We start from the raw sequence: 24,316 nt of genomic DNA on the forward strand, positions 1-24,316 counted from the left end.
GAGGATGGCTGTCAACTCACGACCGGGCAGAGGCTGTTGTTTTGACCGCCACAAAGGCCAGGAATACGGCGGCAGCCAGCGCCGCAACGGATGCCCCGGTGACGAAGGGGGACGCCACAGAGACGTGTTTCATCGCATAGCCGCACCAGGCCGGGGCCAGAATGCGCCCCAGGCTGGCAACGGAAGCGGCCACCCCCAGCACTTCCCCGCGTTCGTCCTCGGCAGCGCGGTTGGTGAGCAGGGCCAGCAGGGTCGGGTTGGCGAGCGCCGTCCCAACGCCCATGCCGCCACACAGCCAGACGAGTCCCGTAACGGTATCGGCAAATGGGGCAACAGCCAGCGTCACTGTCAGCAGTCCGATACCAACCGCAAAGATGGTGCGCTCTCCGAAACGGTGAACCAGCGGACGGATACAGCCACCCTGCACCACCGTCATGGTGAGACCGAGAAAGGCAAACAGGTAGCTGTTGTCGCGTTCCCCAAGGCCGAAGCGGAGGTTGGTGTAGAGCGGAAGCATCATCTGGTAGCAGGATGCCGCCACGATGAACAGAAAATTGATGATGAGCAGGGGCCCAAGCTGTGGGTGCCGGAACCAGTTCCCCAGCGAGGTGATATGCCCTTCCTGGTGCTGGAGGGTGGCTTCGGCGCGCTGTTCGGGAGACAGACTTTCCGGCAGCAGCCACCACATCACCAGCGCATTGCTGAGTGCCAGTCCGGCGGCGACATAAAACGGCGTGGCCGCATCGGTGTAGTGGGCAATGATGCCGCCCAGTGCCGGGCCAATCGTGTAGCCCAACCCAATGGCCGCGCCGATGAGGCCCAAGCTCTGGGCGCGTCGCTCCGGGGGGCTGACATCGCTGGCGTAACTCATCGCCAGCGCCGTGTTGCCGCCCGTCACCCCATCCAGGGCCCGCGCCAGAAACAGGACGCCCAAGGCAAACGCGCTATCCGTCAGCAGCGAAGCTGCTCCGGTGGCGGCGGCTGCCACCGCCGAGCCGCCCATACAGGCCAGCAGTAGCGGCTTGCGCCCTTTGCGGTCTGAAAGCCGCCCGATGGCTGGCGCAAAGAGCAACTGGGCAATGGAATACGAGGCCAGCAGCCATCCGACGACCACTGCCGAGCCGCCAAAGGTGCGGGCATAGGTGGGAAGAATGGGGATGACCATCCCCCAGCCAATCTGGTCAACCAGTGTAACGATAAAAATCAGCAGCGATGCCCGCCGCGCCTGGTCTGGACTCGACATCATAAGCATCCACTCTTACGCATTGTCTGGTGCCTCACCGTAGTAGTGGCAGGCCGAAGTGCAGGTTTCGGCAATGCTCACCCGATACAGACAAGGTAAGGCCGGCGCGAGCCGTTCCCAAATCCAGCGGGCGAGGATTTCACTGGTGGGATTTTCGAGTCCGGGAATGTCATTGAGGTAGTAATGGTCCAGTTGCTGGCGGATCGGCTCAAAAGCCTGCCGGATGGCGTCGAAGTCCATCAGCCAGCCCAGTTCGGGATCGACTTCACCGCGCACGACAATCTCCACACGATAGCTGTGGCCGTGCAACCGCCGACACTTGTGGTGGGGCGGGACGTGAGGCAGATGATGGGCGGCTTCAAACGTAAAGGTTTTCGCCAACTCGACACGCATAGTCCGCTGTAAACAACTGGAAAACTGAAGGTGATCTTACGCACAATGCCTGTGGCGTCAACGTACGGCCGAATGTCGGCAACAGCTTGACGTGGCCCGACTGCGGCCCATACCGTTTAGGGCGCGCACACTCAACGAAACCCTCGACTCGTCATCTTTCACCGTGATGAGCTGCATCTGAAGCCACTCCAGGATGTAGGTGATCACGCCCTTGGCCTGCACATGACCGAACGCGAGTCGCCGCCGATGGAAATGACCGATGACCAGCCGGACCCGCTGCTGGGGATGACGGTGGACGGCAAGTACCGCATCGAACGGGTGCTTGGCGTGGGCGGGATGGCCACGGTGTATGCGGCCGTGCGGTTGCAAATTGGCGACACGGCTGCCATCAAGGTGCTTTCACCGGAGTCAAAATCCGTTCCGCTGGCGGTCGCCCGTTTCCAACGTGAAGTGCGCGCTGCGGCCCGGATCAAACATCCCAACGTCGTGTCCATCTATGACTTCGGGACGCTGCCCGATGGCCGCGCCTACATGGTCATGGAGTACATCACCGGGGAGTCCCTGCGGGAAGAACTCAAACGGGTGGGGCGTCTGTCTCCCGAACGCGCCGTGGCCATTATGACCAGCGTGTGCGCCGCCATTCATGCTGCCCATCAGGAAGGGATTCTGCACCGCGATCTCAAGCCGGAAAACATCATGCTGGCGCGCATGCGGGATGGGAGCGAAGTCGTCAAAGTGGTGGATTTCGGCGTCGCCGAGTTGCATGAGCAGGCGGCCACGTCAGCCATGACAAAGCTGACCGAATACGGGCTGATGGTGGGGACACCCCACTACATGTCGCCGGAGCAATGCCGGAGCGAGCCGCTCGATGTGCGGTCGGATGTGTACAGCCTGGGCATCATTCTCTACGAACTGCTGACCGGGAGCGTGCCGTTCAATGCCCGGACGGTTTCAGCCGTCATCATCCAGCAGGCGACGGAAGCGCCGCGCCGTCCGCGCGATTTGAACCCGGAGCTGAGTTGGGCGCTGGAGCATGTCGTGCTGCGGGCGCTGGAGAAAGACCCGGCGCGTCGGCCGCAGACGGCGGCCGAACTGGCTCAGGACCTGCAGTTGTCGCTGACCAACGTGAGGGCCACGGGGTCGTTCGGTTTTTCCGCCCCACCGGCCCGTGATACGACCGGTTCACTGCCGCCGGTGACGTTCGGGAGCACTTCCGAGCACCTCACGCCGCGCTCCCTGGTGGTACGCCGGTCGGGAACACTCCGCTACGACAGCCTGACCGGGATTCGGAACCTGACCTTTCTCAAGCAGGAGGTGGAAAGTCTCGTTGCCGCCCGCCGGACGGCTTCGCTGCTGCTGGTGGGGGTGGATGGCATGAAGGCCGTCAACGACCGCTTCGGCTACACCGTGGGGGACAGCCTGTTGCGGGAACTGGCCCACTGGCTGCGTGAGCACGTGGGTGAACTGGGCATTGTGGCGCGGCTGGGCGGGGATGAGTTTGCCATCCTTCTGCCTGGCAACACGGCGGCCGACGCCATCGTGTTTGCCGACCGGATGAAGCAACGCCTGGCTGAGCAACGGTTCCTGCGGGCTGAAGTGACCGGGGGACTGCCGGTGCAGGTGACGATTGCTGTGGTGGTGTCCCCGGATGATGCGGTCACTGGTGTTGGCCTGCTCGATGTGGGTGGGCAGGCACTGGCAGCGGCGAAGCGGCAGGTGCCGGGGGGCATTTACCGGCAGGGGCTGGATGAATCCACCCTGCGCGCCCACCCGAACTTCAACGCCTTTGTCGGTCGGGAACGGGAACTGCAACGGCTGCGGGAAATGTTTGACCGGACGGTGGCCGGGCGCGGACAGCCGGTGCTGGTGCTTGGCCCAACGGGAATCGGCAAAACCCGTCTGCTCCAGGAATTTCGCCGCCAACTCGCCGGTCAGGAAGTCACCTTTCTGACCATGCCCTTCTACGAGGCTGGTCAGGGGACGCCGTACAAGTCCTTCTACGACAGCCTGCGGGGAAGCTTGCAGTTGCTGCTTGAAGCCAATGAGCCGCCGGTCGTCCAGCAGATTCTCGGTCCGCTGGCCGAGCGGGTGTCGCTGGAGTTTGCCACCGAGGACGGCTTTCTGCACTTCTGTGATTCCGTACAGTCGGAAAACCAGCACGAGCGCTATCTGGCCTTTGACTATCTGGTGGCGCTGTACGCGGCGCTGGCTCACCAGCAGGTCACGGTGCTGTTTGTGGATGACGCGCATTTTGCTGATGAGCTGAGCCTGGATTTGCTGGCGTATCTGGCGCGCTCAACCGTTGGGCAACGACTGATGCTGGTGCTCACGGCGCGGACGGAAGTGCTGACCGAGCAGCATCCCCTGCGCAACTGGATGCGGGCTGTCAATCAGTCGGTTGGGTATCAGTCCCTGACGCTCGAACCGTTGTCTCTGGAGGAGTCCACGGCGCTGCTCCACACAACGTTTCCCAATCTGAAGGTTGCCAGCAGCACTGTGGCCCGTCTGCATGCGGAGACCCGTGGCAATCCGTTCTTTCTGGCCGAGATTCTGCGCCACCTCGTGCAGACCCAGCATATTGTGCGTCAGGAAGACAGTTGGGTGTTTCCGCCACTGACGGATGTCTCCCTGCCGCCGTCGGTCGTAGAGGTCGTTGAGGCTTCCTTTTCGCGTCTTTCTCCGACGGCTCTGGAGTTGTTGTCCCAGGCAGCGGTCATTGGCATGGACTTTACCTTTGACCTGCTCGTGGAAGTGACCGAGCGCCCGGAACGGGAAGTTCTGGCGGCGGTCGAGGAGGGCCTGGCGCAGGGCATCATCACCGAGTTGACCGAAGCCGAGGAAGACAGTTACCGCTTTCGCCACGGAACGGTGCAGAAGGTGCTTTACAACCGGCTCAACCGGCGGCGGCGGCGCACAACGCATGCCGCGGTGGGATATGCGCTTGAAAAGGCGACGACCGTGACCGGGCGCAGCAGCCGCCTGGCGGGTGAACTGGCCTTTCACTTCTACCACGCGGCGGAGTATCTCCCCACCCTGCGCTATGCCGCCCTGGCCGGAACTCATGCCTGGCGGAGCTGGGCCATTGATGAGGCCCTTAAGTTTTACGGCTGGGCCGAAGAAGCCGAGCGCCGGTTGAACATCCTGGTGGATGTCATCTTTGATGAGAAGCAGGCATCATTCGACAACGTGCCCGTAGAGCAACTGCGGCTCATTGCCGACTTCAACCTCAACTACGGGCAGATGCTCATTCACATCGGCCGGCTGGATGAGGCTGAAAAAAAGCTCCAGCTTGCCCAGACCCTGGCGCGTCCTTCCCAGGACGAGCACCTGCGGGGCAAGACGCTGGCGGCGCTTGGTGAACTGTGCGAGGCCCGGAGCGAGTACTCCTCGGCGCTGCTCTACTGCCACCAGTCCCTTGAAATCCTGCGGCGCAAGGGCGACAAACGCGCCGAAGCCCGAACGATGGCAATGATTGGTACACTGTACGACCGGCTGGGGCAGTTGGCGCGTGCGGCTGATGCGCAGGAAAAAGCTCTGGCGCTGGCGCGCGCCATCCGGGACCGCCAGATTGAAGCCATTGCCCTGCGGGAAGGAAGCTATGTCCGCGCCCGGCAGGGATTGTTTGCCACGGCGGTGGCGCTGGCCAAAGAAGGCATTGCCGCTGTGGAGCGGCTGTCTGACCCGCTGGCCCTCTCGATTGCCACCAGCATTCTCGGTTTTGCCCTGCGCTCCCAGGGCGACTACGAAACCGCCATAGGGCATTTTCAACGGGCGCGCCAGCTTACCCAGGACCTCAATCGTCCGCGCAGTGAGTGCATTGAACTCATTAACATCGCGGAATGCCACATCGGGTTGGGAGAATCCTCCCTGGCGCTCGAAAAGGCCCAGACGGCGCTGGATATTGCCCTCAGGATTGGCAACCGTCAGCTTGAAGGGCTGGCGACGCTGACCATTGGCCGCGCCTATCGCCAGCGGGAGGAACTCGGTGCAGCCGTGGTGTGCTTCCAATCAGCCCTGAAGCTGCTTTCATCCATCAGTGACCGGGCGGCCGAGTGTGATGCGCTGCTGGCGCTGGCCGATTGGCACTGTCTGGACCGGCATCCGATTGAAGCTCTCGAACTGATGCACCAGGCACTGGCGGTACTGCCGGATGAAACCGCCCGGCCGTGGCAGTGGCGGATTGCGGTGATGTTGGCCCGTTGCCACCGGCTGTTGCGGCAGGTGGATGTTGCCCGGACTGATCTTGAGAAAGCGCGCGCCATCATCGAGGCCCTGCGGAGCAATCTTGATCCAAGTGTGCCTCCCGACCGCTTTGCGCGGGTAACACGGGCCTTTGACGAGGAATGGGCGGAAGTGTACGGCCAGTGAGGCCCGCCCTGCCTTCACCAGCACGCCGTGAGACAACAGGGGCACCCTGCAAGTAGGGTCGGCTTTCCGGCGGCTGTACCTTGTCTGGTTTTACGCCGTCCTGCCTTTGGCTGGCTCAATACCGCTCCGTAACCAGCAACAGTTTGCCCATGACAGTACGGCTTTCCAGTTGTTTGTGGGCGGCAGCGGCGGCAGCAAGTGGAAAGGTAGCCGCAATTGGCACTTGAAACGTGCCGTTGGCAACCTGCGCCAGAATAGCTTCAAGGTCAGTTCGTGCCTCCGGGTAGCGCCCGGCCGCCATGAGGTTGCCTAACTGGAAGCCGTAGATGTGGGCATTCTTGGGGTAGAAATCCCGTACGTTGATAAGCGACGGTTCAAGCGTCACATTCGCCAGTGCGGCCACTCGTCCAAAGGGAGCCAACGCCTTGAGCCCATCGGCAAAAGTCTGCCCGCCGACCGTATCGAGAAAGGCCGTCACGCCCTTGTTTTCAGTGATGTCCCGGAGGGCTTCAAGGAGGTTGATTTCGGCGTAGTTGACCAGAATGTTCGCGCCGAGACGGGCGGCAAAGGCCAGTTTTTCCGCGCTGCTTGCGGCCGCAATGACCGTCGCCCCGACGTGGCGCGCGATCTGGATAGCGGCTGTCCCGACGCCACTGGCGGCAGCCGGAATGAGCAGCGTGTCATCCGGGCGCAGCCGGATGAGGCGGTGCAGGCAATACCACGCCGTGAGCCAGTTGACGGGCAGCGCCGCGGCCGTCGTCGTGGTGACCACTTCGGGAAGCAAAGCGACTTCATCCTCGTGCACGACGGCTTCCGTCACATAGAGACCCTTCCGGTGGCCAAAAATGACAACCCGACTGCCAACCGGTAGCCGGGCGGCACGTGACTCCACCACCACGCCAGCCGCTTCGAGTCCCGGCCGCGCCGGAGGCTGCGCACCATGGTAAGCTCCGGTGCGGAGCAGGATGTCAGCCCGATTGACGCCAATGGCCTCAATCGCCACACGGATCAAACCGGGTTCAAGGGCTGGGGTTTCTTCCGTAATCAGGTGGAGGACATCAGGGCCGCCAAAAGCTTCAACGATGATGGCTTGCCGTGTGGGCATACGGGTTGGAGATGTACCTTTCGTCAGGTGATGCTGTGCTGTGGCTGCAAAGTGTATGTTCCCGCACAACCATGCCACGGCTGCACCGGATTTGGCTACTCGGTCTGTGGTGCGTGCTGGCCGGGTTTGCCGAGGGGGTAAGGGCTGAATCCCATCCCGTGACGGCTGTTTCGGACAGCCCGCCGGTACGTCCGTTGACGCGCCTCTTCACCGGGAAAGACGGACTACCCCAGGTTTCCGCCATGAGCCTGGCGACTGACCGGGAAGGGTATCTCTGGGTGGCGACCCAGGATGGTGCCGCCCGGTTCGACGGACGCACCTGGAAAACCTTTGCCATGCCCAACCGCCAGCGGTCGAATTTCCTGCGGGTGTGTCTGTCCACCAGTGACGGGCGCGTGTGGTTCGGACGCCAGGATGGCGGACTCGCCTGCCGCCTGCCCGATGCCACCTGGGAAAACACGGATGAAACCACCGGGCTTCCGGCCGGTCGGGTCAATTGTCTGCTGGAGCGGACGGAAGGTGAACTCTGGATTGGCACGGAACGCGGGCTGGCCGTCTGGCGGGCAGCGACACGGCGCATCGAAGTCCTGCCGGGTCCGCTTTCCGGCGAGAGGGTGCTCTGCCTGGCCAAAACTCCCGACGGCAGCGTGTGGGTTGGCACACCGAAGGGACTGGTTCGGCATGACGGGCGCACCTGGGAAACCATAACCGCCGGCCCAACCGGAAGTGTCTCGGCAGGTTACGTGGACGGGACAGGGGCGCTCTGGGTGGGGGGCAGCGAGGGGCAGCTCTGGCGTTGGGAAAACCGTACCTGGCGGCGCTGGCCGCTGCCGATCCGCAGCCGCATCACGACACTGACCGAAACGACGCCGCCCCAGGGGGCACGCCGCCTGTGGGTTGGAACGGATGGTGACGGCTTGCTGTACCTTCTCCCGGACAATCCGCCTGACCTTCAGGCCGTACAGGCGTTCGATGCGGCGTATGGCCTGCCCAACGTCAGTGTCTGGAGCCTGCTCGCCCTGCCGTCCGCCACTCCGGGGCAGCACGTCGGGCTGTGGGTCGGCACGGATGGCGGCCTGCTCCAGGTTTCATTCACCGGCTGGGCCACACTCGACAACATCCCCACCCTCGCCGGTGCGAGTGTCTATGGGATGTGTGCCGTGCGGCGTCCCGATGGTGGAACAAACTACTGGTTCGGGACACGCGGCAACGGACTGGTTGGTTATGTGGATGGGCGCTGGCAGCAGCTCACCGTGGCCGACGGCCTTTCGACCAATACGGTGTTCAGTGTGCATGAAACCTTTGCGGCGCAGACCGGGCGTTCCCTGTGGATTGGAACGCAGGCCGGACTGTTCCGCCGGCCGGCCGGGGGGCGTGTCGCGCCGGTGCGTGCCGTGCCCAAACTCGAACGGGCAAGTGTGCGCGGCTTTCTCGAATCGGATGACGGTCTATGGATTGTCACGGCCGGCGCCGGTCTGCTGCGCTTCGAGGCGGAGCGGTGGACGGTTTTCGACACCGCCAGCGGTCTGCCGACCGACAACCTGCACGCCGTTTGTGAAAGTGTGTCGCCCGCCGGCGAAAAAAGTCTCTGGGTGGGAATGGAAAACGGCGGACTGGCGCGGCTGGTCAACGGGCAATGGCAGGTGTGGCAGGTGCCGGTGCTGCCCAACAACACAGTCATGACCGTCCAGGTCATGGACTTTCCCGACGGACGGCAGTTTCTGTTTGCCGGGACGGAGGGCGGCGGCCTCGTTACGGCAGAACTCGATGGTACGCCACTTCACTTTCAGGTGTGGTCAGAGACGACGACGCCCGGCTTTCCCAACGACACGGTCTATCAGGTGCGCTTCGATGCGCAACGGCGTGCCTATGCGCTGACCAACAAGGGCGTGGCGCGACTGACCTACCGGGGAAATGGCAACTTCACCATCGAAACCTTTGACACCGAAGACGGTTTGCCCAGCGGAGAGTTCAACGGCGGCGCTTCGATGGTGGATCCGCTGGGGCGCATCTGGGGTGGAACACCCAACGGCGTGACGGTGTTCAATCCGGCAGCCGAGGCGCTGGCATTACCACCCCAACCGCCGATGCTTCAGGCAGCAACTGCCGACGCCAATCCCCAAACCTTTGCCGACGGGCTGACGCTGCCCGCTCGTGTGCGCAGTCTGGTTTTTGAAATCTCAGCCCCGACGTTTATCGCCGTCTCGCGCCTGCGCTACCGAACCCATCTTGAAGGCTTCGATGAACAGCCAACTGACTGGGGTTCCGAGTCCCAGCGCACCTTCACCAATCTCCGGCCCGGCGAGTACGTCTTCACCGCCTGGGTACGTGACGGATACGGACGCGAGAGCCAGCCCACCCGGATACGTTTTCGGATTGCCACGCCGTGGTGGCTGACGTGGTGGGCGTGGGTGGGGTACGTGGGCTGCGGGTTCGGAGTGGTCTATGCCGGGGTGCGGTGGCGGCTGCGGGCGCTGGAGCGGCGGAACGCGGAACTGGAAGCGAAGGTGGCCGAGCGGACGGCGGCGCTGGCCGCCGCCAAGGCGGAGGTGGAGGCGCAGAATCAGGCGCTGGCGGCGGCCAAGACCGAAGTGGAGCGGAAGAACGCGGCGCTGGACGAGAAGGTGGCGGCGCTGGAGGCGAGCCAGCGGCGTGCCGACCGGATATTTTCGGCATTGGCGGAGGCGTTGCCGGGGACGGTGCTGGACGGGAAGTACCGGTTGGGGCGGAAGCTTGGGGCAGGCGGGTACGGGGTGGTGTTTGTGGGGGAGCATCTTGGGTTGCAGCGCGGGGTGGCGGTGAAGGTGTTCAAGCCGGTGGCTGGGAATGACAGTGCGGAGGCTTTGGAGCGGTTTCGGCGGGAGGGGTTGCTGGCGGCGCAGATACGGGATCGGCACGTGGTGGAGGTGGTGGATGCCGGGGTGTCTGGGGAGGGGATGGCGTATCTGGTGATGGAGTTGCTGGAGGGGTATGCGGTGCGGGAGGAAATGCGTGGTGGTGGGATGGGGGTGGAGCGGGCGTTGCGGGTGTGCGGGGCGGTGTGTCGTGGGTTGGCGGCGGCACACGCGGTGGGAGTGGTGCATCGGGATGTGAAGCCGGAGAACGTGTATGTGGACTGGTCGAGCGGGGAGGAGGTGGTGAAGGTGGTGGATTTTGGGATAGCGACGGTGCTGGAGCGTGGAGGCGTGGGAGGATTGGAGACATTGACGGGGACGGGGGCGGTGGTGGGGACGCCAGCGTATGTTGCGCCGGAGCGGGTGGTAGGGGGTGAGTATGACGGGCGGGCGGATGTGTATGCGGTTGGGGTGATGCTGTACGAGATGGTGTGTGGGGTGTTGCCGTTTGGGGGGCGTGGGGAGAGTGGGATACGGGTGTTGCTGGCGCACGTGCATGAAGTGCCGGAGCGTCCTGGGGTGTTGGTGGCGGGGCTGGACGAGGAGGTGAGCGGGTATATGCTGCGGCTGCTGGCGAAGGATGCTGGGGAGCGTCCGACGGCGGCGGAGGCGGCGGTGGAGTTGGAACGTCTGGCCGACAAGGTGGCGGGCGGGGCAGATACAGTCCAGTCCGCGCCCTTGGGACGGTCAGCCGCGTTGTCGGACACGATGCGGGAGATGGTAGGTGGGAGGGTGGTGTCCGATGAGGCACCGACGTTGGCGGCTGCCACGTCGCCGGTGTTGCAGCCGGAGGCGACGCCGACCGAGGCGCCGGGGTCGGTGACTGCCCCGGCAGAGGGTGAGGACACCGCCGACACGACAGGTCAGCCACAATGACGGAATGGACACCGGAGACGGTCATAGCAGCGTCAGTAGCCGGGGAAGCTCCACAGACAACACCGGAGGCTTTCTCGGCGCTGGAGCCGGAAGTCATTGCTCTGTGGCGGCTCAATGGGGGTATCGAGTGGGCCATCCTGCTGTCCGTGACGTTCGTCATCATCACGGTGGGCAGCATCGTGCTGTCTTTGGGACTGTGGTTCTGGGCGTTGCTGGCGGCCTGGGTGCTGGCACTGGTTGTGGCGGTGGTTCAGACCATCTGGTATCCGCCGCTGGCCTATCGCTACTCCGCCTACCGCATCACTGACCGCGTCATTGAAGTCCGGCATGGGGTGTGGTTTCGGGAGAGCCGTCTGATACCGCTGTCGCGCATCCAGCATATTGACCTGCGGCAGGGACTTTTTGAGCGGTCGTACGGACTGGCAACCCTTGTCTTCCACACCGCCGGCATGCACGAGTCGAGTACGCCCCTGCCGGGCCTGGCTGCCGGCAAAGCCGCTGCCCTGCGCGACCAGCTCATCGGACAGCTTCACCACCGGCCGCTGCCTGCTTCCGTGACGCCACCTGATGCCCCGGAAACGACCAACGGAGACGCCACACTGTGAACGCCGAAGCCGCCTACCGGCTGCCTTTGGCCGGGCGACTTCATCCCTGGACGCTCGTGTTCGGCCTGTTTGCCGTGGCGCGCCAGATGTTGATTCCGCTGCTCTACTGGGTCTTTTCCGGCTTCAGTGTCTTTGGCACGTTGCTGGTGCTGACGTTTGGCATTCCCAACCTGTTGCTGGTTGTTGCCCGTTACTGGACCTTCCGCTACCGGGTGGAGCAGGGCGAGCTGGTCGTCGAGCAAGGCATCCTGCGCCGTCAGGAGCGGCACATTCCCCTTGCCAACATTCAGGAAATCCGCCTCGAACAGAACCTCATCCAGCGCCAGTTGGGGGTTGCCCGGGCCGACATCGAAACTTCAACCGGCGGCGGCGTTGAAGCCTCACTGGCCCTGCTCTCCGTTGATGACATTGCCCGTTTGCGCCGGTGTGTGTTCGAGCACCGGAGCGAGGGCGTACCGCAAGCCGGAGCCCTGCCAGCCGAAGCGCCGGCCATTGCGGAAGTGCCGCTGGTGAGGCTGGGGTGGCCGGAACTGCTCATTGCCGGGCTGACCTCAAACGGCATTTTCACGCTGTTTGTCATTCTCGGCGCGCTGCTCCGGTTTGCCGAAGAATGGCTGCCGGACGCCGGACGGCAGGCTTTGCTCCGGGGGATCGAAGCGGCGGTTCGCGCACTTGGCGGCCAGAGTACGACCATGATGCTGACAACGGTCTTCCTGTCAGTGGCATTGCTCATGCTGTTGAGCGTGGCAGCTTCGGGCGTCATGACCGTAGTGCGTTTTTACGACTTTCGGCTAACCGAACAGGGGACGGCCCTGCGGCGTACATACGGGCTGCTGACCCGTCACATCAGCAGTCTGTCACCGGCGCGGATTCAGTTGCTGGCCATTGAGCAAACCCCGCTGCGGCGGCTGTTTGGCTGGGCATCGCTGCGGGTGGATGTCGCCGGTGTGGCTTATGAGCGCCAGGAAGAGCAACAGGGGCGGGGGGTGCTGGTGCCGCTGATCCGCCCGGCGGCAGCCGAAGCCCTGCTGTCCCGGTTTATGCCCGGTTGCGTCATGGCGCCGGGTGCGTGGCGCAAGGTGTCGCCGCTGGCGGTTCGGCGCGGCATCCTGCGGCGTTCGGTGTGGCTGGTGGCGCTGACGGCCGCGGCGCTGTGGTGGTGGTCATGGCCGTATGGACTGTGGCCGCTGCTGGTGGGCTTGCCGGTCATCGGGCTGGTGAGCTGGCTGGACTATCGCGCCCGCGCCTATCTTCCCGGTGCACGCTACTGGTTTGTGCGGCAGGGGTGGGCCGGCCACGCCGTGTATGCCGTTCCGGTCAACAACATCCAGGCGGTGGTCGTGGCGCAGACCCCTTTCGATCTGCGGTTGGGGCTGGCAACGCTCATTCTCGACACAGCAGGGCAGACGCCGGTCATCATCCGGGACCTCCCGGTTGCCGAAGCCTGCGCGCTGGGGCGGCAGGTGGCGCGGCAGGTTGAAGACACATCAGGTCGCAAGGCAGTAGGTTTCTGACCTTCCCCTTTTGTTGTGATTGTTGCCGTGTGGACGCTTTGTGCTTGACAAGGTGTTTTTTTTGCTCTCATGCAATAAACCCTTATGAAGTACAGGAGGCAACCCCCAATGCCATCCAAACGTGCGCTGCTGTCTGCCCTGCTGCTTGCCCTTACCTGGGCAATGCTCCTGCCATCGCCGTCCCTGGCACAAAGGGCATGCATCAAAGGCGAGACGGGATCGCCTGAATTCTGGTACTTTGAGGTCCTCCAGCTTTGCCACAACTGTCAATGCTACGTACGAATCTGCCTGCCCGGTTGCTTCAGGTGGAATTGCTACTGTGATGCCACATCATTGCGTGTGATTGATTGTGGTGACTGCGATGCGTATCCACCGCTTCATCCTTGAGGTCCCAAAACATGTAAGGAGAAGATAGCCATGTTCCGTTTCACCCTGAAGTCTGTCTGTCTTTCCTTTGTTGTTCCCGGTGTGGTTTTGGGTGTCTTCGCGCTGACCCGGCCTGACCTTTGGAGTTCTCATCCGGCCGAGGCATCGGCCTCCACCTTGACCTATGAAGAGTTACACCGGGAGCGGGAAGCTTTTCTGAAGGTAGCCTGTCTGGAAGACATCAGGAAGATTGGTGTGCTGGGCAATACAGCCTCCCTGGATTTCGATACCATCAGGAAAATAAAGCTCGATGGTCGGAACAATCTGTATGTTTTGGGAGCAGTTCTGAACGGGAGTGTTGGTACCAGTGGTCTGAAAAAGATTTCACAGGGAAGTGGCCACGTTAAAGACCTCATGGGGGGCCAGCTTTCTGAATACATGGTGGTTGATGCAGATGTCACGAGTCAGGGAGATGTCTATCTGCTTCTTGGCAAGTTCAAGGTTTTTGAGAACTGGATTGCGCATTACACAGCGGATGGGGTGCTGGAATCCATTGTCCCTCTTCATGACTTTCTCGGAGGGTACATTATGGCTGACCAGGATGGAAGTCTGTGGGTCTTTGGGGTAGAGAAGTCACTGGCCAGCAGGTTCGGCATGGCACAGACTGCCGAGATCAGAAACATCGGGCGGGATGGAAAAACCATTGCCACGGTTGTCAAAGACATCCCGACTCACGAGACTCTCGAAGGCCTGTTTGTACGAAACCGGGGCAGAGTCAACTTTGTTTCCAATACCTCTGGAAAGCTTTATGACTTCGACAAGCAAAGGCTTCTGGAAATTTCACCCCTGCCTTTTGAAAAGTATCCGGCGGTTGTCAAACTTATCATAACTGATACCGTAAATCTGGAAGACGGCACAACCCGCTGGATTGGTCTTCTTGAAGGCCGAAAGGGAAAAATCTTCAGAGGCTTCGTTGCTGTGACTGATGCCAATGGAAAGGTTATCTTTCAGAAGCCCATGCCAGCCGCCCAACCCTACGTCGTCGCCCTTGATGCAGAGGGAAATCTGGTTTTGCGGAACAAGGACCGCCTTGAGCAGTTGGAGAAGTTTGCCTTCAGTGTGAGCCAGTGAGCACCGGGACGAAATTGTGCAGCCGCAGCCGCGGATGCAGCGGCCCAAAGGTAATGACGTTGAGACAGCCGTGGTCCTGTTCGAGTCGGACGAGATACTCATCCGGCAGACCAAGCGCCCAACCCAGAATGATGCGGTTGACGCCGGAGTGCAGTGCCATCGCAATGGTCGCTCCGGCATGCACACTCACTAGCCGCTCGACGGTTGGCAAAACCCGCTGTTTGACTTCCTGAAAACTCTCCCCGTTGGGAAACCGGCAGGTTGCCGGGTTGCTCCGCCACGCGGCAACCGTTGCCGGGAAACGTTCCGGCAGCTCATCCACCAGGCAACCTTCGAGGTCGCCAAAGTTGATTTCGCGCAGGGCGTGCACGGCCGTTGGGCGCAGGTTCTGCCCTTCGGTCAGAATGTCCGCTGTCTGGCGCGAACGCTGAAGGTCGCTGCTGTATATCGCCGCCGGTTGCCCATCGCGCAGGTAGGCGCGCAGGTACTCGCGCAGCCGCTCAATCTGCGTCCGGCCCGTATCCGAGAGCGGCAGGTCCGTCCAGCCATGGCAGCGGGGGGCCGGGCCGTCCAGCGTTTCCCCGTGCCGAATCAGAAGCAGGGTCGTCACCGGTGTTTCAAGTGACATCGGTCAGGTTGCTTGCGGGCTGCCCTCACGGAGCATCTCAACGTGCGGCAAGCCGTCCTCATCGTAGGGTGCGGAAACCGTCCGGTAGCCAAAAGCCCGGTAAAAACGTTCCAGATACTGCTGGGCCGAAATCCGGTTGCCCCGACCAGGATATAGCGCCTCGTGCAGGGCCAGCGCCTGCTGCATGAGCGCCTTGCCAAACCCCTGTCCACGTCCGGCCGCTGTTGTGATCACCCGCCCGATGGATGGCTCGGCATACTTGACGCCCGGCGCGACAAGCCGACAGTAGGCTACCAGCTCGCGTTCCGTCGCCGTCTGTCGCCAGCCCAGGATGTGGTGCGCCTGGCGGTCAATGCCGTCAATGTCCTGATAGATGCACTGCTGTTCAACGACAAATACCGCTGCCCGCGCCTGAAGCAGGGCGTACAGCTCATCCACCGTCAGTTCCGTAAAGTGCGCCGCCCGCCAGATCAGTGCGGGCGCAGAAGAAGAGGTTTCCGCCGTCATAGGTGGAAAACTAGCTTGTCGGCGGATGGGACGCCAGTATAGTCTCTGGTGAGTAAGTGAATACTAACTTTGTGAGCAAACATACCTTGGCCGCCATGACCAGCGCCCCACCAACAACTGCCCGCCCGGCAACCACGTCCCGTCGCATGTCGGGTGAAGACCGCCGGCGGCAGATTGTCCGCATCGCCATGCAGCAGTTTTCCGAAAAGGGCTTCAATGGCGTCACAACCAAAGAAATTGCCGCGCGTGCCGGTGTGAGTGAGGCCATCATTTTTCGGCACTTTGCGACCAAGCAGGACCTCTATGCTGCCATTCTCGACCAGAAGATGAAGGACGCCGACGCCCGGAGTTTCTGGGAGCGCATGCGTGAGCTGGCCGCCCGGCGCGATGACCAGAACTTCTTTGAAACCATCATGCGGCACGTCATCGAGCGGCACCGCGCCGATTATTCCTTCCAGCGGTTGCTGTTTTTCAGCGCCCTCGAAGGCCACGAACTTTCCGATATGTTCTTCCGGCTCTATGTGCGCGACATTTTTGACTTCCTCGCCGATTACATTGAAACCCGCATCCGTGAAGGCGCGTTCAGGGAAGTCAATCCCCACGTGGCGGCGCGTTCCCTCTTTGCCATGCCCTTTCTGCAAACCATGTTCGAGCAGCTTCACGGCGATCAGACCGTGACCGGATCGCCCGAAGCGCTCGCACGCGCCTACAGCAGCATTTTCTTTGAGGGCATCCGGCGGCCGGCAGCCGGGGCCCGGGTTCATCCTGCCGGCGAAACCGTTGTACCGTCATGAAGAAGCTGCTTTGTTGGAGTCATGTCTGGCGGGCGGGACGCCCGCCTTCTCAGGAGGTGGAAGCCCGGCATGTTTGGCGGGCGGGACGCCCGCGCTCCCAGGAGGGTGGACGCCCGCCTTCCCAGGGAGGCGGAAGCCCGCACTTCCAAGGGGTGCTGGTGCTGCTGCTGGTCAGCCTGCTGAGCGGCTGCTCACATAAGAAAGAAACAGTCAGCGCCGCCGCTGACAATGCTGCACCGCCGCCAGTGCTCGAAGTCCGAACGACTCCGGCCGTCGAACGGCTCATCAGAAAGTCCATCGAAACCGTCGGTTCGCTCGTGCCTGATGAGCAGGTGGTCGTCGCCGGTCAGGTCGGCGGCGAAATCGCCGAACTCACCGTGGATGTCGGCAGCCCGGTCAAGGCCGGACAGGTCATTGCTCGCATTTCCCCCAGGGAATACGAACTCAAGCTCCAGCAGGCTGAAGCTGCCCTGGCGCAGGCCCGCGCCATGCTCGGCGAAGCCGGACGGCGTGACCCCATAGACATCGAAGCCGTCCCCACGGTGCGCCAGGCCAAAGCCGCGCTCGATGACGCCCGCGCCCAGATGGAACGAACCCAGCGCCTCGTCGAATCGGGGGATGTCCCCCGGCAGCGGTGGGATACTGTCGAAGCCAACTACCGCGCGGCCGAAGCCCGTTACCAGGCGGCCCGCGATGAAGCCGTCATGCGCATCGGCATGGTCGAACAGCGCCAGGCCGAAGTGCGGCTGGCCAGAAAAAAACTTGAAGACTCCGCCGTTCGCGCCCCCATCAGCGGGTTCGTCAGCGTCCGCCACAAGTCACGTGGCGACTTCATCAACGAACAGGGCGGCAACCGGGACATCGTGACCATTGTCCGGCTCGATCCCATCCGGTTGCAGGCCAATGTCGCCGAAGTCGGTGTGTCCTACGTCAAGCCCAATATGCCAGTGCGCTTTACGACCGATGCCTATCCGGGACGCGATTTTCCGGCGCGCGTGGCACGTATCAGCCCCGTCCTCAACCAGCAGGCGCGGCTGCTGATGGTCGAAGCCGTGGCTCCCAATCCGCAGGGGCTGCTCAAACCGGGCATGTTTGCGCGGGTGTATGTGGACATCGCCAGTGATGTCCCGGCGGTGTTCATCCCGTCCCTGGCCGTGGTCAGTGTGGCCGGCGTCGAAAAAGTCTTCGTGGCTGTGGACGGCAAGGCCGTGGAACGCAAGGTACGCCTGGGCAAACGCGATGGCGAATCGGTCGAAATCACCGAAGGTCTCAAGCCGGGCGAACAGGTCATCACCACGGCCCTTGACCGCCTCACTGACGGCACGCCGGTCAGAGTTTCCTGACGCTTCCAGCAGCGTGGAGCCACTTCCTATGAACATCAAGGATCGGGTCATCGTCATTACCGGCGCATCGAGCGGCATTGGCGCAGCCACGGCCCGGCATCTTGCCGCACAGGGCGCCAAAGTTGTCCTCTTTGCCCGGCGTGAAGCCCGACTCCAGGAGCTGGCCGCGGCCATCCGGGAACAGGGCGGGCAGGCGCTCGTGGTCGTTGGCGACGTGACCCAAAGCCACGACGTACGCCGCCTTATGCAGGAAACCATTGCCACGTTCGGAAAGCTGGAAGTGCTTGTCAACAACGCCGGCACCGGCGGCGGTCTCAACCTGTGTGACACCCGCGATGAACTGCTCCGGCAGGTGCTTGAAGTCAACGTTCTGGGCTGTGCGCTGTGTGCCAAGTACGCGCTGCCACACCTGCCGCCCGGTGGCGTCATCGTCAACATCGGCTCGGTGGCCGGGGAAGTCGCCACGGTGGGGATGTACACCGCATCGAAATTCGCCGTGCGTGGCTTCAACGATGCCCTGCGGCGGGAAGTCAAAGGCCGCGGGCTGCACGTCGTACTCGTCGCGCCGGGATTCATTCGCACCGAGATGACCGCCGGACTGCGCTATGCCATGCCGGGGCCGGACATCGTCGCCCGCGCCATTGAAAAAGCCATCCGGTCGCCCCGGCGCAAAATCGTCGTGCCGTGGTGGTACCGCCCGTTGATGTATCTCGGCAAGATTCCCCCGATTGCCGATGCCATTTTTGGCAACCCGAAGACACAAGCCCGTTACCGCGACCGCGACAGCGTGAAAAAGTTGACGACCTAGCGCCGCTGCGGGCGGCTGGTCCCGCACTCTGCCGTTATGCAAAAACTCGCCGAACTGTGTATCAAGCGTCCCGTCTTCGCCACGATGCTCGTCATGGCGCTTATCGTCGTGGGGGCGTTTTCCTACTTCAAGCTGGGTGTTGATCTCTTTCCCAAGATTGACCTCCCGACGGTGACGATCACGACACGCCTCGACGGGGCCTCGCCGGAGGAAGTCGAAACCCAGGTCACGAAGCGCATCGAGGAAGCCGTCAACACCATTGCCGGGGTGGATGAACTGCGTTCGGTTTCAGCCGAGGGCGTGTCGCAGGTGTTCGTCGTCTTTGTGCTGGAGCGCGACATAGACGAAGCTGCCCAGGATGTCCGCGACAAGGTCAACCGCATCCTTGGCGAGCTGCCTTCCGATGTCAAAGCGCCGGTCATCGAAAAGCTCGACCCCGACACCCAACCCGTGCTGTCACTGGCCATTTCCGGCAATCGTTCGGCGCGCGAAATCACCGAAATTGCCGACAAGCTGGTGAAGCAAAACCTGGAATCGCTCAACGGCGTGGGGCGCGTGTCCTTCATCGGCGACCGCAAACGGGAGATTCAGATTGTTCTCGATGCGTCGAAGATTGCGTCCTACAACCTCAGCGTCGAAGCCATCAAGCAGGCGCTGCGCGCACAGAACGTCGAAATTCCCGGCGGGCGGCTAGAAGATGGTCGCCGGGAGCTGTCGCTGCGTACCCTTGGGCGCGTCACCAGCGTCGAAGACTTCAACCGCGTCATCGTTGGAACCGCCAACGGACTGCCGATCTACGTCAAAGACATCGGCTATGTTGAAGACGGCGTGGAAGAACCCCGTTCGCTGGCCCGCCTCGACGGAAAGCCGGCGGTCATTCTGGAAATCCGCAAGCAGTCCGGGACAAACACCCTGGAAGTCGTGCGGCTCGTCAAGGAACGCATGGCGGAAATCCTGCCCCAGCTTCCGGCGGACTTCCGGGTGCAGTACCTCAAGGACCAGTCCATTTTCATTCAGGATTCCTTTGACGCCGTACAGGAGCACCTGCTGCTCGGCTCCATCATGGCGGCGCTCGTCATCCTGCTGTTTCTGCGCAACTGGCGCTCGACGGTCATTTCCGCCATCGCAATTCCCGCCTCGGTCGTGGCGACGTACGGATTGATGTACGCCATGGGCTTCACGCTCAACCGCATGACGATGCTGGCGCTGGTGCTCAGCGTCGGGATTGTCATTGATGATGCCGTCGTGGTGCTCGAAAACATCTACCGCTTCATGGAAGAGAAGGGGATGTCAGCCTTCGAGGCCGCCAGGGAAGCCACGGCCGACATCGGTTTTGCCGTTCTGGCGACGACCCTTTCGCTGGTCGTCATCTTCGTCCCGGTGGCGTTTATGGGTGGCATTGTCGGGCGCTTTATGTCGTCCTTCGGCTTCACCTGCGCCTTTGCCATTCTGGTCTCGATGTTTGTCAGCTTCACGCTGACGCCGATGCTGTGTTCGCGCTTTCTGCGTCCGCCCAAGGCCGACGGCGTACGGCACAGGTCATCGCGCGCCACAGGCTTTTATGGCTGGCTGGAGCGGGGCTACACGTGGTTGCTGGAGTGGTCGCTGCGGCGTCCGGTGGTCATCATCGGCATTTCGGTGCTCACGGTGCTGTCAGTTGTCCCCATTTTTTCCGTGATTGGCAAAAACTTCATTCCCTTTGACGATGTGGGGATGTTTGAGGTCGCCGTCAAGCTGCCCGAAGGCACGTCGCTGGAAGAAGCTGAAAAACAGATGGCCAACCTCGAAGCCATCGTCCAGACGACGCCGCACGTCACCCACTGCCTGACCACGCTTGGCGGTGATGAACAACGGCGGGTCAACCGGGGCAACATCTTCGTCCAGTTGACGCCGCTGACGGAGCGCGCGCTGACCCAGGCTGACCTGATGCAGATCGTCCGTGACAAGCTGGCCGACCAGCAGGGGAAACACATCTCGGTGCAGTATGTGCAGGCCATTACCGGCGGTGGAAACTCGGCTGCGCCGGTGCAGTATGTCGTCCGGGGGCCGGACATTGCCAAGCTCACGGACGCTTCCCAACGGCTGATGGACTTTTTGAAAGGCATGCCGGGGGTGGTGGACGTGGACACAACGCTCGAAGTCGGAAAGCCTGAACTGCGGGCGGTCATTGACCGCGAAAAGGCTGCCAACCTGGGCGTGAACGTGGCCACAGTGGCTTCCGCGTTGCGGACGCTCGTGGCTGGGGAAATCGTCGGCACGTACCGCGAAGGCGACGACCGTTACGACGTACGTTTCCGACTGCGCCAGGAAGACCGTACGGGACCGGAAACGCTGTTGCGCTCGTATGTGCCCTCGACCAAGCTCGGCAATGTGCCCATTGCCAACTTCGTTTCGTTTTTCAGTGGCGTTGGGCCGGCGCAGATTGACCGGTACAACCGGCAGCGCCAGGTGACGATCTCCGCCAACCTGCAGCCGGGCTATTCGCTGGACCGCGTCCTGCAGGCGCTGGATGAGAAGTCCAAACAGCTTGGACTAGGTCCGGAGTACCAGGCCAGCAAGCTCGGCCAGAGCAAGGAACTGGGGAAGGCGGCCGCCAACTTCCTGATGGCTTTCGTCCTGTCGTTCGTCTTTATGTACATGATTTTGGCGGCGCAGTTTGAAAGCTTCCTGCATCCGGTGACGATTCTGCTGAGCCTGCCCATGGCGGTGCCCTTTGCCCTGCTGTCGCTGATTCCCTTCGGCGAGACGCTCAACATCTTTTCGGCGCTGGGGATTCTGATGCTGTTCGGTGTGGTGAAGAAAAACTCCATTCTGCAGATTGACCACATCAACGTGCTGCGGGCGGCCGGGCAGGAACGATACGCTGCGATTGTGGCTGGCTGCCGCGACCGGCTGCGGCCGATTCTGATGACGACCCTGGCACTGGTGGCCGGGCTGATTCCCATGGCCGTGGCGCAGACACCCGGCTCGGCGGCGCTGCGTTCCGTGGCGATTATCGTCATCGGCGGGCAGTCGCTGTGTCTGCTTCTGACACTGGTCGCCATACCGGTGCTGTATGAGCTTTTCGATGATCTGACGGATGGTTCGTGGTGGCGGGCGCGGTTTGGCACCCTGCGCAACCTGTGGCGTCCGGTGCCTGCCGAAGATGCCCCGGCGGATGTCTCAGCCGCAGCGCGCAAGCAGGTCCCGTGATGTTGTTCCGAACCTGGTCACGTCTGCTGCGCCCACGCCAGACGGTGCCACCGGCGCCGGCGGGACAACCGCCGGACTCCGCGCCGTCTGACAGCATGCTTTCCGCCGTTTCGTCGGCCGGGCTTGGAGCCACTCTTGGTGCGGCAGCCATGGCTGCACTGGAGCGCACACGTTCCGCTCTGGAACGGTCGTCGCCGCAGTTGGCGGCTGAGTTCAGCACCCGGTTTCCATCTTTGGCGGCCCAGCTCGGAGAACCCGTGGTGGTGGGTCTCTGTCACCTGCTGGAACGGGCGGCAGCATCCCGGCACACGGCGCGCCTGGCGGACATCGTCCGGGAAACCTGTCAGTCGGCGTTGGCGCTCAGTGAGGATGAGCCACGCTGCCAGGGATTGTTTCAGAGCGCCGCGCCGCTCTATGCCAGTGTGCCGCTGCTGGGGGCGGCAGCGCTGCGCGTTGCGGCCCAGCACCCGGAACTGACGCCGGAGCGGTTTCACGCCTGGTTATCCTGTGGTCTGGAGCGCCATGGAGCGGATGCTTCGCGGCTGGCGGCGTTCATCCGCCTGGAAACAACCCAGGCGCGGGAAACTCTGGAGTCCTGTTTGCCGGGGTTGCCCCTTGGAGAGGCCGCCCCGACGCTGCGGCACTACCTGCGGGCGCTGACCGGACATCATTTTCAGTTGGTGGCGGCCACGCCTGTCGCCGATACGGTGGAAGTCGGAGGCCGGGTCACAGTGGACGGGCCGGCCCGTCATCTGGCCTTGCCCCGGCGGGTGGCCGTCTTCGATGAGCGCGAGCGGAACTTTGTGCTTTACAAGCTTCTGGCGGCGCAGGGAGCGGGCCGGTTGCTCTTTGGCGGAGATGTAGCGGACAGCCCGGCGCTGCGGGCGGCCTACGAAACGACACGCGCCTTTTTTGCCGATCTGGGCGCGGGTGCGGGCGGACTGTCGCACGTGGATTTTGCCCTGATCCGCGAACGCGCCGTGGAGTATGTCCTGCCGCCGCGCCCGGAAACCATCACCGTCGGGGCCACACTGGCGCTGTTTCCTGATGCCGAAATGGCCACGGTGCTGTTTGATGTCATCGAAATGGCCCGTGTGCTGCGTGGTATGCGCCGGGCTTACCGGGGTGTGGCGCGTGATACCGAGACACTGGCCGAACCGTTGCTGGCCAGTCGGCGTTCTCTGGCCGGTGCACCGCTTGGGGCCGCGGCCGTCGAACTGCTGTTCCGCCTGGCGCTGGTGGGACAGGTTGGCCCGGCCGTGCAGGCCGAATACGCTGCCCTGACCCACACGCTGACCGAGGCCCTGTCGCCCTGTCTGGCAGAAGGCGCAACGGTGGCCGACAGCCTCCGGGTGACGCTCGACATCTACCGCCTGCTTCCGCCGCCGACGCAACGCCGCTGGCAGCCGGATACCCGCCCGGACGAAGAAACCCTGTCTGGTCGCCACACTCCGTCTGACACTTCAGCTACAGCGGCGGCGCGGTCGTCGTCGGCCCTGGTCAGCATCCCGATGCAAGGGGAACAACCGCCGGCGGAAGGCACCGCTTCGGATGCCGGAGAACGACCGGTTGTGACGCCCATGCCGGACGAAACCGACCACAACGGCCCGACCCCGGTGGTCTGGCAGGCAGCGGAGGTACAGCCTTACCCAGAGTGGGATGTCCGTCTGGGGGACTACCGTCCGAACTGGTGTCGGGTAGCGACGCTCCGCCTCGCCCAGGCGCCGGCACTTGGGTCGCCGCCGCGCGACGAAGCGGCTGTGCGCCGTCTGCGGCGAGCCTTTGAACGCTGGCAGCCAAGTGACCTCGCCTGGGTGCGCCCGACAACGGACGGGCAGGAACTTGTCGTCGAAGCCCTTATCGAGCGTCATGTCGAGCGGCGAACCCAACCGTGGGCTTCGGATGCGGTCTATGCCGTCCGCCAGCGAACGACGCGCTCGGTGGCCGCCCTGCTGTTGCTGGATGTCTCCCGCTCGACCGGTGAACACCTGGCCGGTGGAAGCCGGGATGCGTCGCCACGGCGGGTGCTGGACGGGGAAATCGAGAGTGTCCGGTGTCTGGCCGCGGCGCTTGACCAGATTGGGGATCGCTTTGCCGTCTATGCGTTCAACAGTCAGGGACGCCAGGCCGTGCGGTGTTTTCAGCTCAAGGCGTTTGTGGAACCAGCGCACTGTCTGCCCTCCCGCCTGGCGGCACTGGTGCCGGCAGCCAATACGCGCCTGGGAGCCGCCGTACGCCATGCCACACAGTTGTTGCTGCGTGAAGCTGCGCGGTCGCGCCTGCTGCTGGTGGTGACGGACGGGCTGCCGCAGGACAGCGACTACGGCGATGTGACCTATGCCGTCGCGGATACGGCGCAGGCCTTAGCCGAAGCGCAGGCCGTTGGGGTCAAGCCCCTGGGGGTGGCGCTGGAAGCCGGGCAGGACGAAGCCCTGCTGGATATTCTCTTCGGGCGGGGACGCTACGCCCGCATCCGCGAGGCCGCGCACCTGCCCGAAGCCCTGCCTCGTCTGTACCGGCGGTGGGCCAGGTAAGTGTTGCCGGGTGAA

At 63.0% G+C, this 24,316-nt stretch carries 15 protein-coding genes; 10 read left to right on the plus strand and 5 right to left on the minus strand.

The window, feature by feature from the left end; all coding sequences use genetic code 11:
- Positions 1-16: 16 nt before the first annotated feature.
- Positions 17-1,246, minus strand: a complete 1,230-nt coding sequence (locus tag J8C01_RS03870) for an MFS transporter (protein WP_211432445.1) — start codon at positions 1,244-1,246, stop codon at positions 17-19.
- A 12-nt stretch (positions 1,247-1,258) separates the two neighbouring features.
- Positions 1,259-1,636 carry a 6-carboxytetrahydropterin synthase QueD gene (queD, locus tag J8C01_RS03875; protein WP_014099288.1) on the minus strand — a complete coding sequence of 126 codons (378 nt, stop codon included), beginning with the start codon at positions 1,634-1,636 and terminating at the stop codon, positions 1,259-1,261.
- A 222-nt stretch (positions 1,637-1,858) separates the two neighbouring features.
- Here queD and J8C01_RS03880 point away from each other — a divergent pair, with 222 nt between their 5' ends.
- Complete coding sequence (locus J8C01_RS03880; protein WP_211432446.1) at positions 1,859-6,004, plus strand: protein kinase domain-containing protein; 4,146 nt, start codon at positions 1,859-1,861, stop codon at positions 6,002-6,004.
- Positions 6,005-6,119: 115 nt separating this feature from the next.
- Here J8C01_RS03880 and J8C01_RS03885 read toward each other — a convergent pair whose 3' ends face one another.
- The gene (locus J8C01_RS03885; RefSeq protein WP_014099290.1) at positions 6,120-7,109 is read right to left on the minus strand and encodes a quinone oxidoreductase family protein; all 990 of its coding nucleotides are present in this window, start codon (positions 7,107-7,109) and stop codon (positions 6,120-6,122) included.
- Between the two features lie 71 nt (positions 7,110-7,180).
- Here J8C01_RS03885 and J8C01_RS03890 point away from each other — a divergent pair, with 71 nt between their 5' ends.
- The 4 genes from J8C01_RS03890 (at position 7,181) to J8C01_RS03905 (ending at position 14,495) form a co-directional block, all read left to right on the plus strand.
- Positions 7,181-10,879, plus strand: a complete 3,699-nt coding sequence (locus J8C01_RS03890) for a protein kinase domain-containing protein (protein ID WP_211432447.1) — start codon at positions 7,181-7,183, stop codon at positions 10,877-10,879.
- Positions 10,876-11,484 carry a PH domain-containing protein gene (locus J8C01_RS03895; protein ID WP_211432448.1) on the plus strand — a complete coding sequence of 203 codons (609 nt, stop codon included), beginning with the start codon at positions 10,876-10,878 and terminating at the stop codon, positions 11,482-11,484. The genes J8C01_RS03890 and J8C01_RS03895 overlap by 4 nt, the downstream gene beginning before the upstream one ends.
- Positions 11,481-12,998: a PH domain-containing protein gene (locus J8C01_RS03900; RefSeq protein WP_211432449.1), complete on the plus strand. Its 1,518-nt coding sequence runs from the start codon at positions 11,481-11,483 to the stop codon at positions 12,996-12,998. The genes J8C01_RS03895 and J8C01_RS03900 overlap by 4 nt, the downstream gene beginning before the upstream one ends.
- Before the next feature lie 417 nt (positions 12,999-13,415).
- The gene (locus J8C01_RS03905; RefSeq protein ID WP_211432450.1) at positions 13,416-14,495 is read left to right on the plus strand and encodes a hypothetical protein; all 1,080 of its coding nucleotides are present in this window, start codon (positions 13,416-13,418) and stop codon (positions 14,493-14,495) included.
- Here J8C01_RS03905 and J8C01_RS03910 read toward each other — a convergent pair.
- Positions 14,479-15,123 (minus strand): histidine phosphatase family protein, encoded by a 645-nt coding sequence (locus J8C01_RS03910; protein WP_211432451.1) that lies wholly within the window; start codon positions 15,121-15,123, stop codon positions 14,479-14,481. The genes J8C01_RS03905 and J8C01_RS03910 overlap by 17 nt on opposite strands.
- Before the next feature lie 3 nt (positions 15,124-15,126).
- Positions 15,127-15,630 (minus strand): GNAT family N-acetyltransferase, encoded by a 504-nt coding sequence (locus J8C01_RS03915; protein ID WP_014099296.1) that lies wholly within the window; start codon positions 15,628-15,630, stop codon positions 15,127-15,129.
- A gap of 71 nt (positions 15,631-15,701) precedes the next feature.
- On the opposite strand from J8C01_RS03915, the gene J8C01_RS03920 reads away from it, so the two are divergent.
- From J8C01_RS03920 to J8C01_RS03940, 5 genes are read left to right on the plus strand one after another with little or no spacing between them, the layout of a single operon-like run.
- Positions 15,702-16,424: a TetR/AcrR family transcriptional regulator gene (locus J8C01_RS03920; protein WP_211432452.1), complete on the plus strand. Its 723-nt coding sequence runs from the start codon at positions 15,702-15,704 to the stop codon at positions 16,422-16,424.
- Entirely contained in the window at positions 16,421-17,767 is a 1,347-nt protein-coding gene (locus J8C01_RS03925) for an efflux RND transporter periplasmic adaptor subunit (RefSeq protein ID WP_211432453.1), read from the plus strand. Before J8C01_RS03920 ends, J8C01_RS03925 begins: the two co-directional genes overlap by 4 nt.
- A gap of 28 nt (positions 17,768-17,795) precedes the next feature.
- On the plus strand, positions 17,796-18,575 hold the full coding sequence (locus J8C01_RS03930) for an SDR family NAD(P)-dependent oxidoreductase (protein WP_014099299.1): 780 nt from the start codon (positions 17,796-17,798) through the stop codon (positions 18,573-18,575).
- Between the two features lie 36 nt (positions 18,576-18,611).
- Positions 18,612-21,767, plus strand: a complete 3,156-nt coding sequence (locus J8C01_RS03935; RefSeq protein ID WP_211432454.1) for an efflux RND transporter permease subunit — start codon at positions 18,612-18,614, stop codon at positions 21,765-21,767.
- Positions 21,767-24,301: a nitric oxide reductase activation protein NorD gene (locus J8C01_RS03940; protein WP_211432455.1), complete on the plus strand. Its 2,535-nt coding sequence runs from the start codon at positions 21,767-21,769 to the stop codon at positions 24,299-24,301. Before J8C01_RS03935 ends, J8C01_RS03940 begins: the two co-directional genes overlap by 1 nt.
- Positions 24,302-24,316 lie beyond the last annotated feature (15 nt).

The sequence above is a fragment of the Chloracidobacterium sp. D genome (assembly GCF_018304685.1).
GTDB lineage: Bacteria > Acidobacteriota > Blastocatellia > Chloracidobacteriales > Chloracidobacteriaceae > Chloracidobacterium > Chloracidobacterium thermophilum.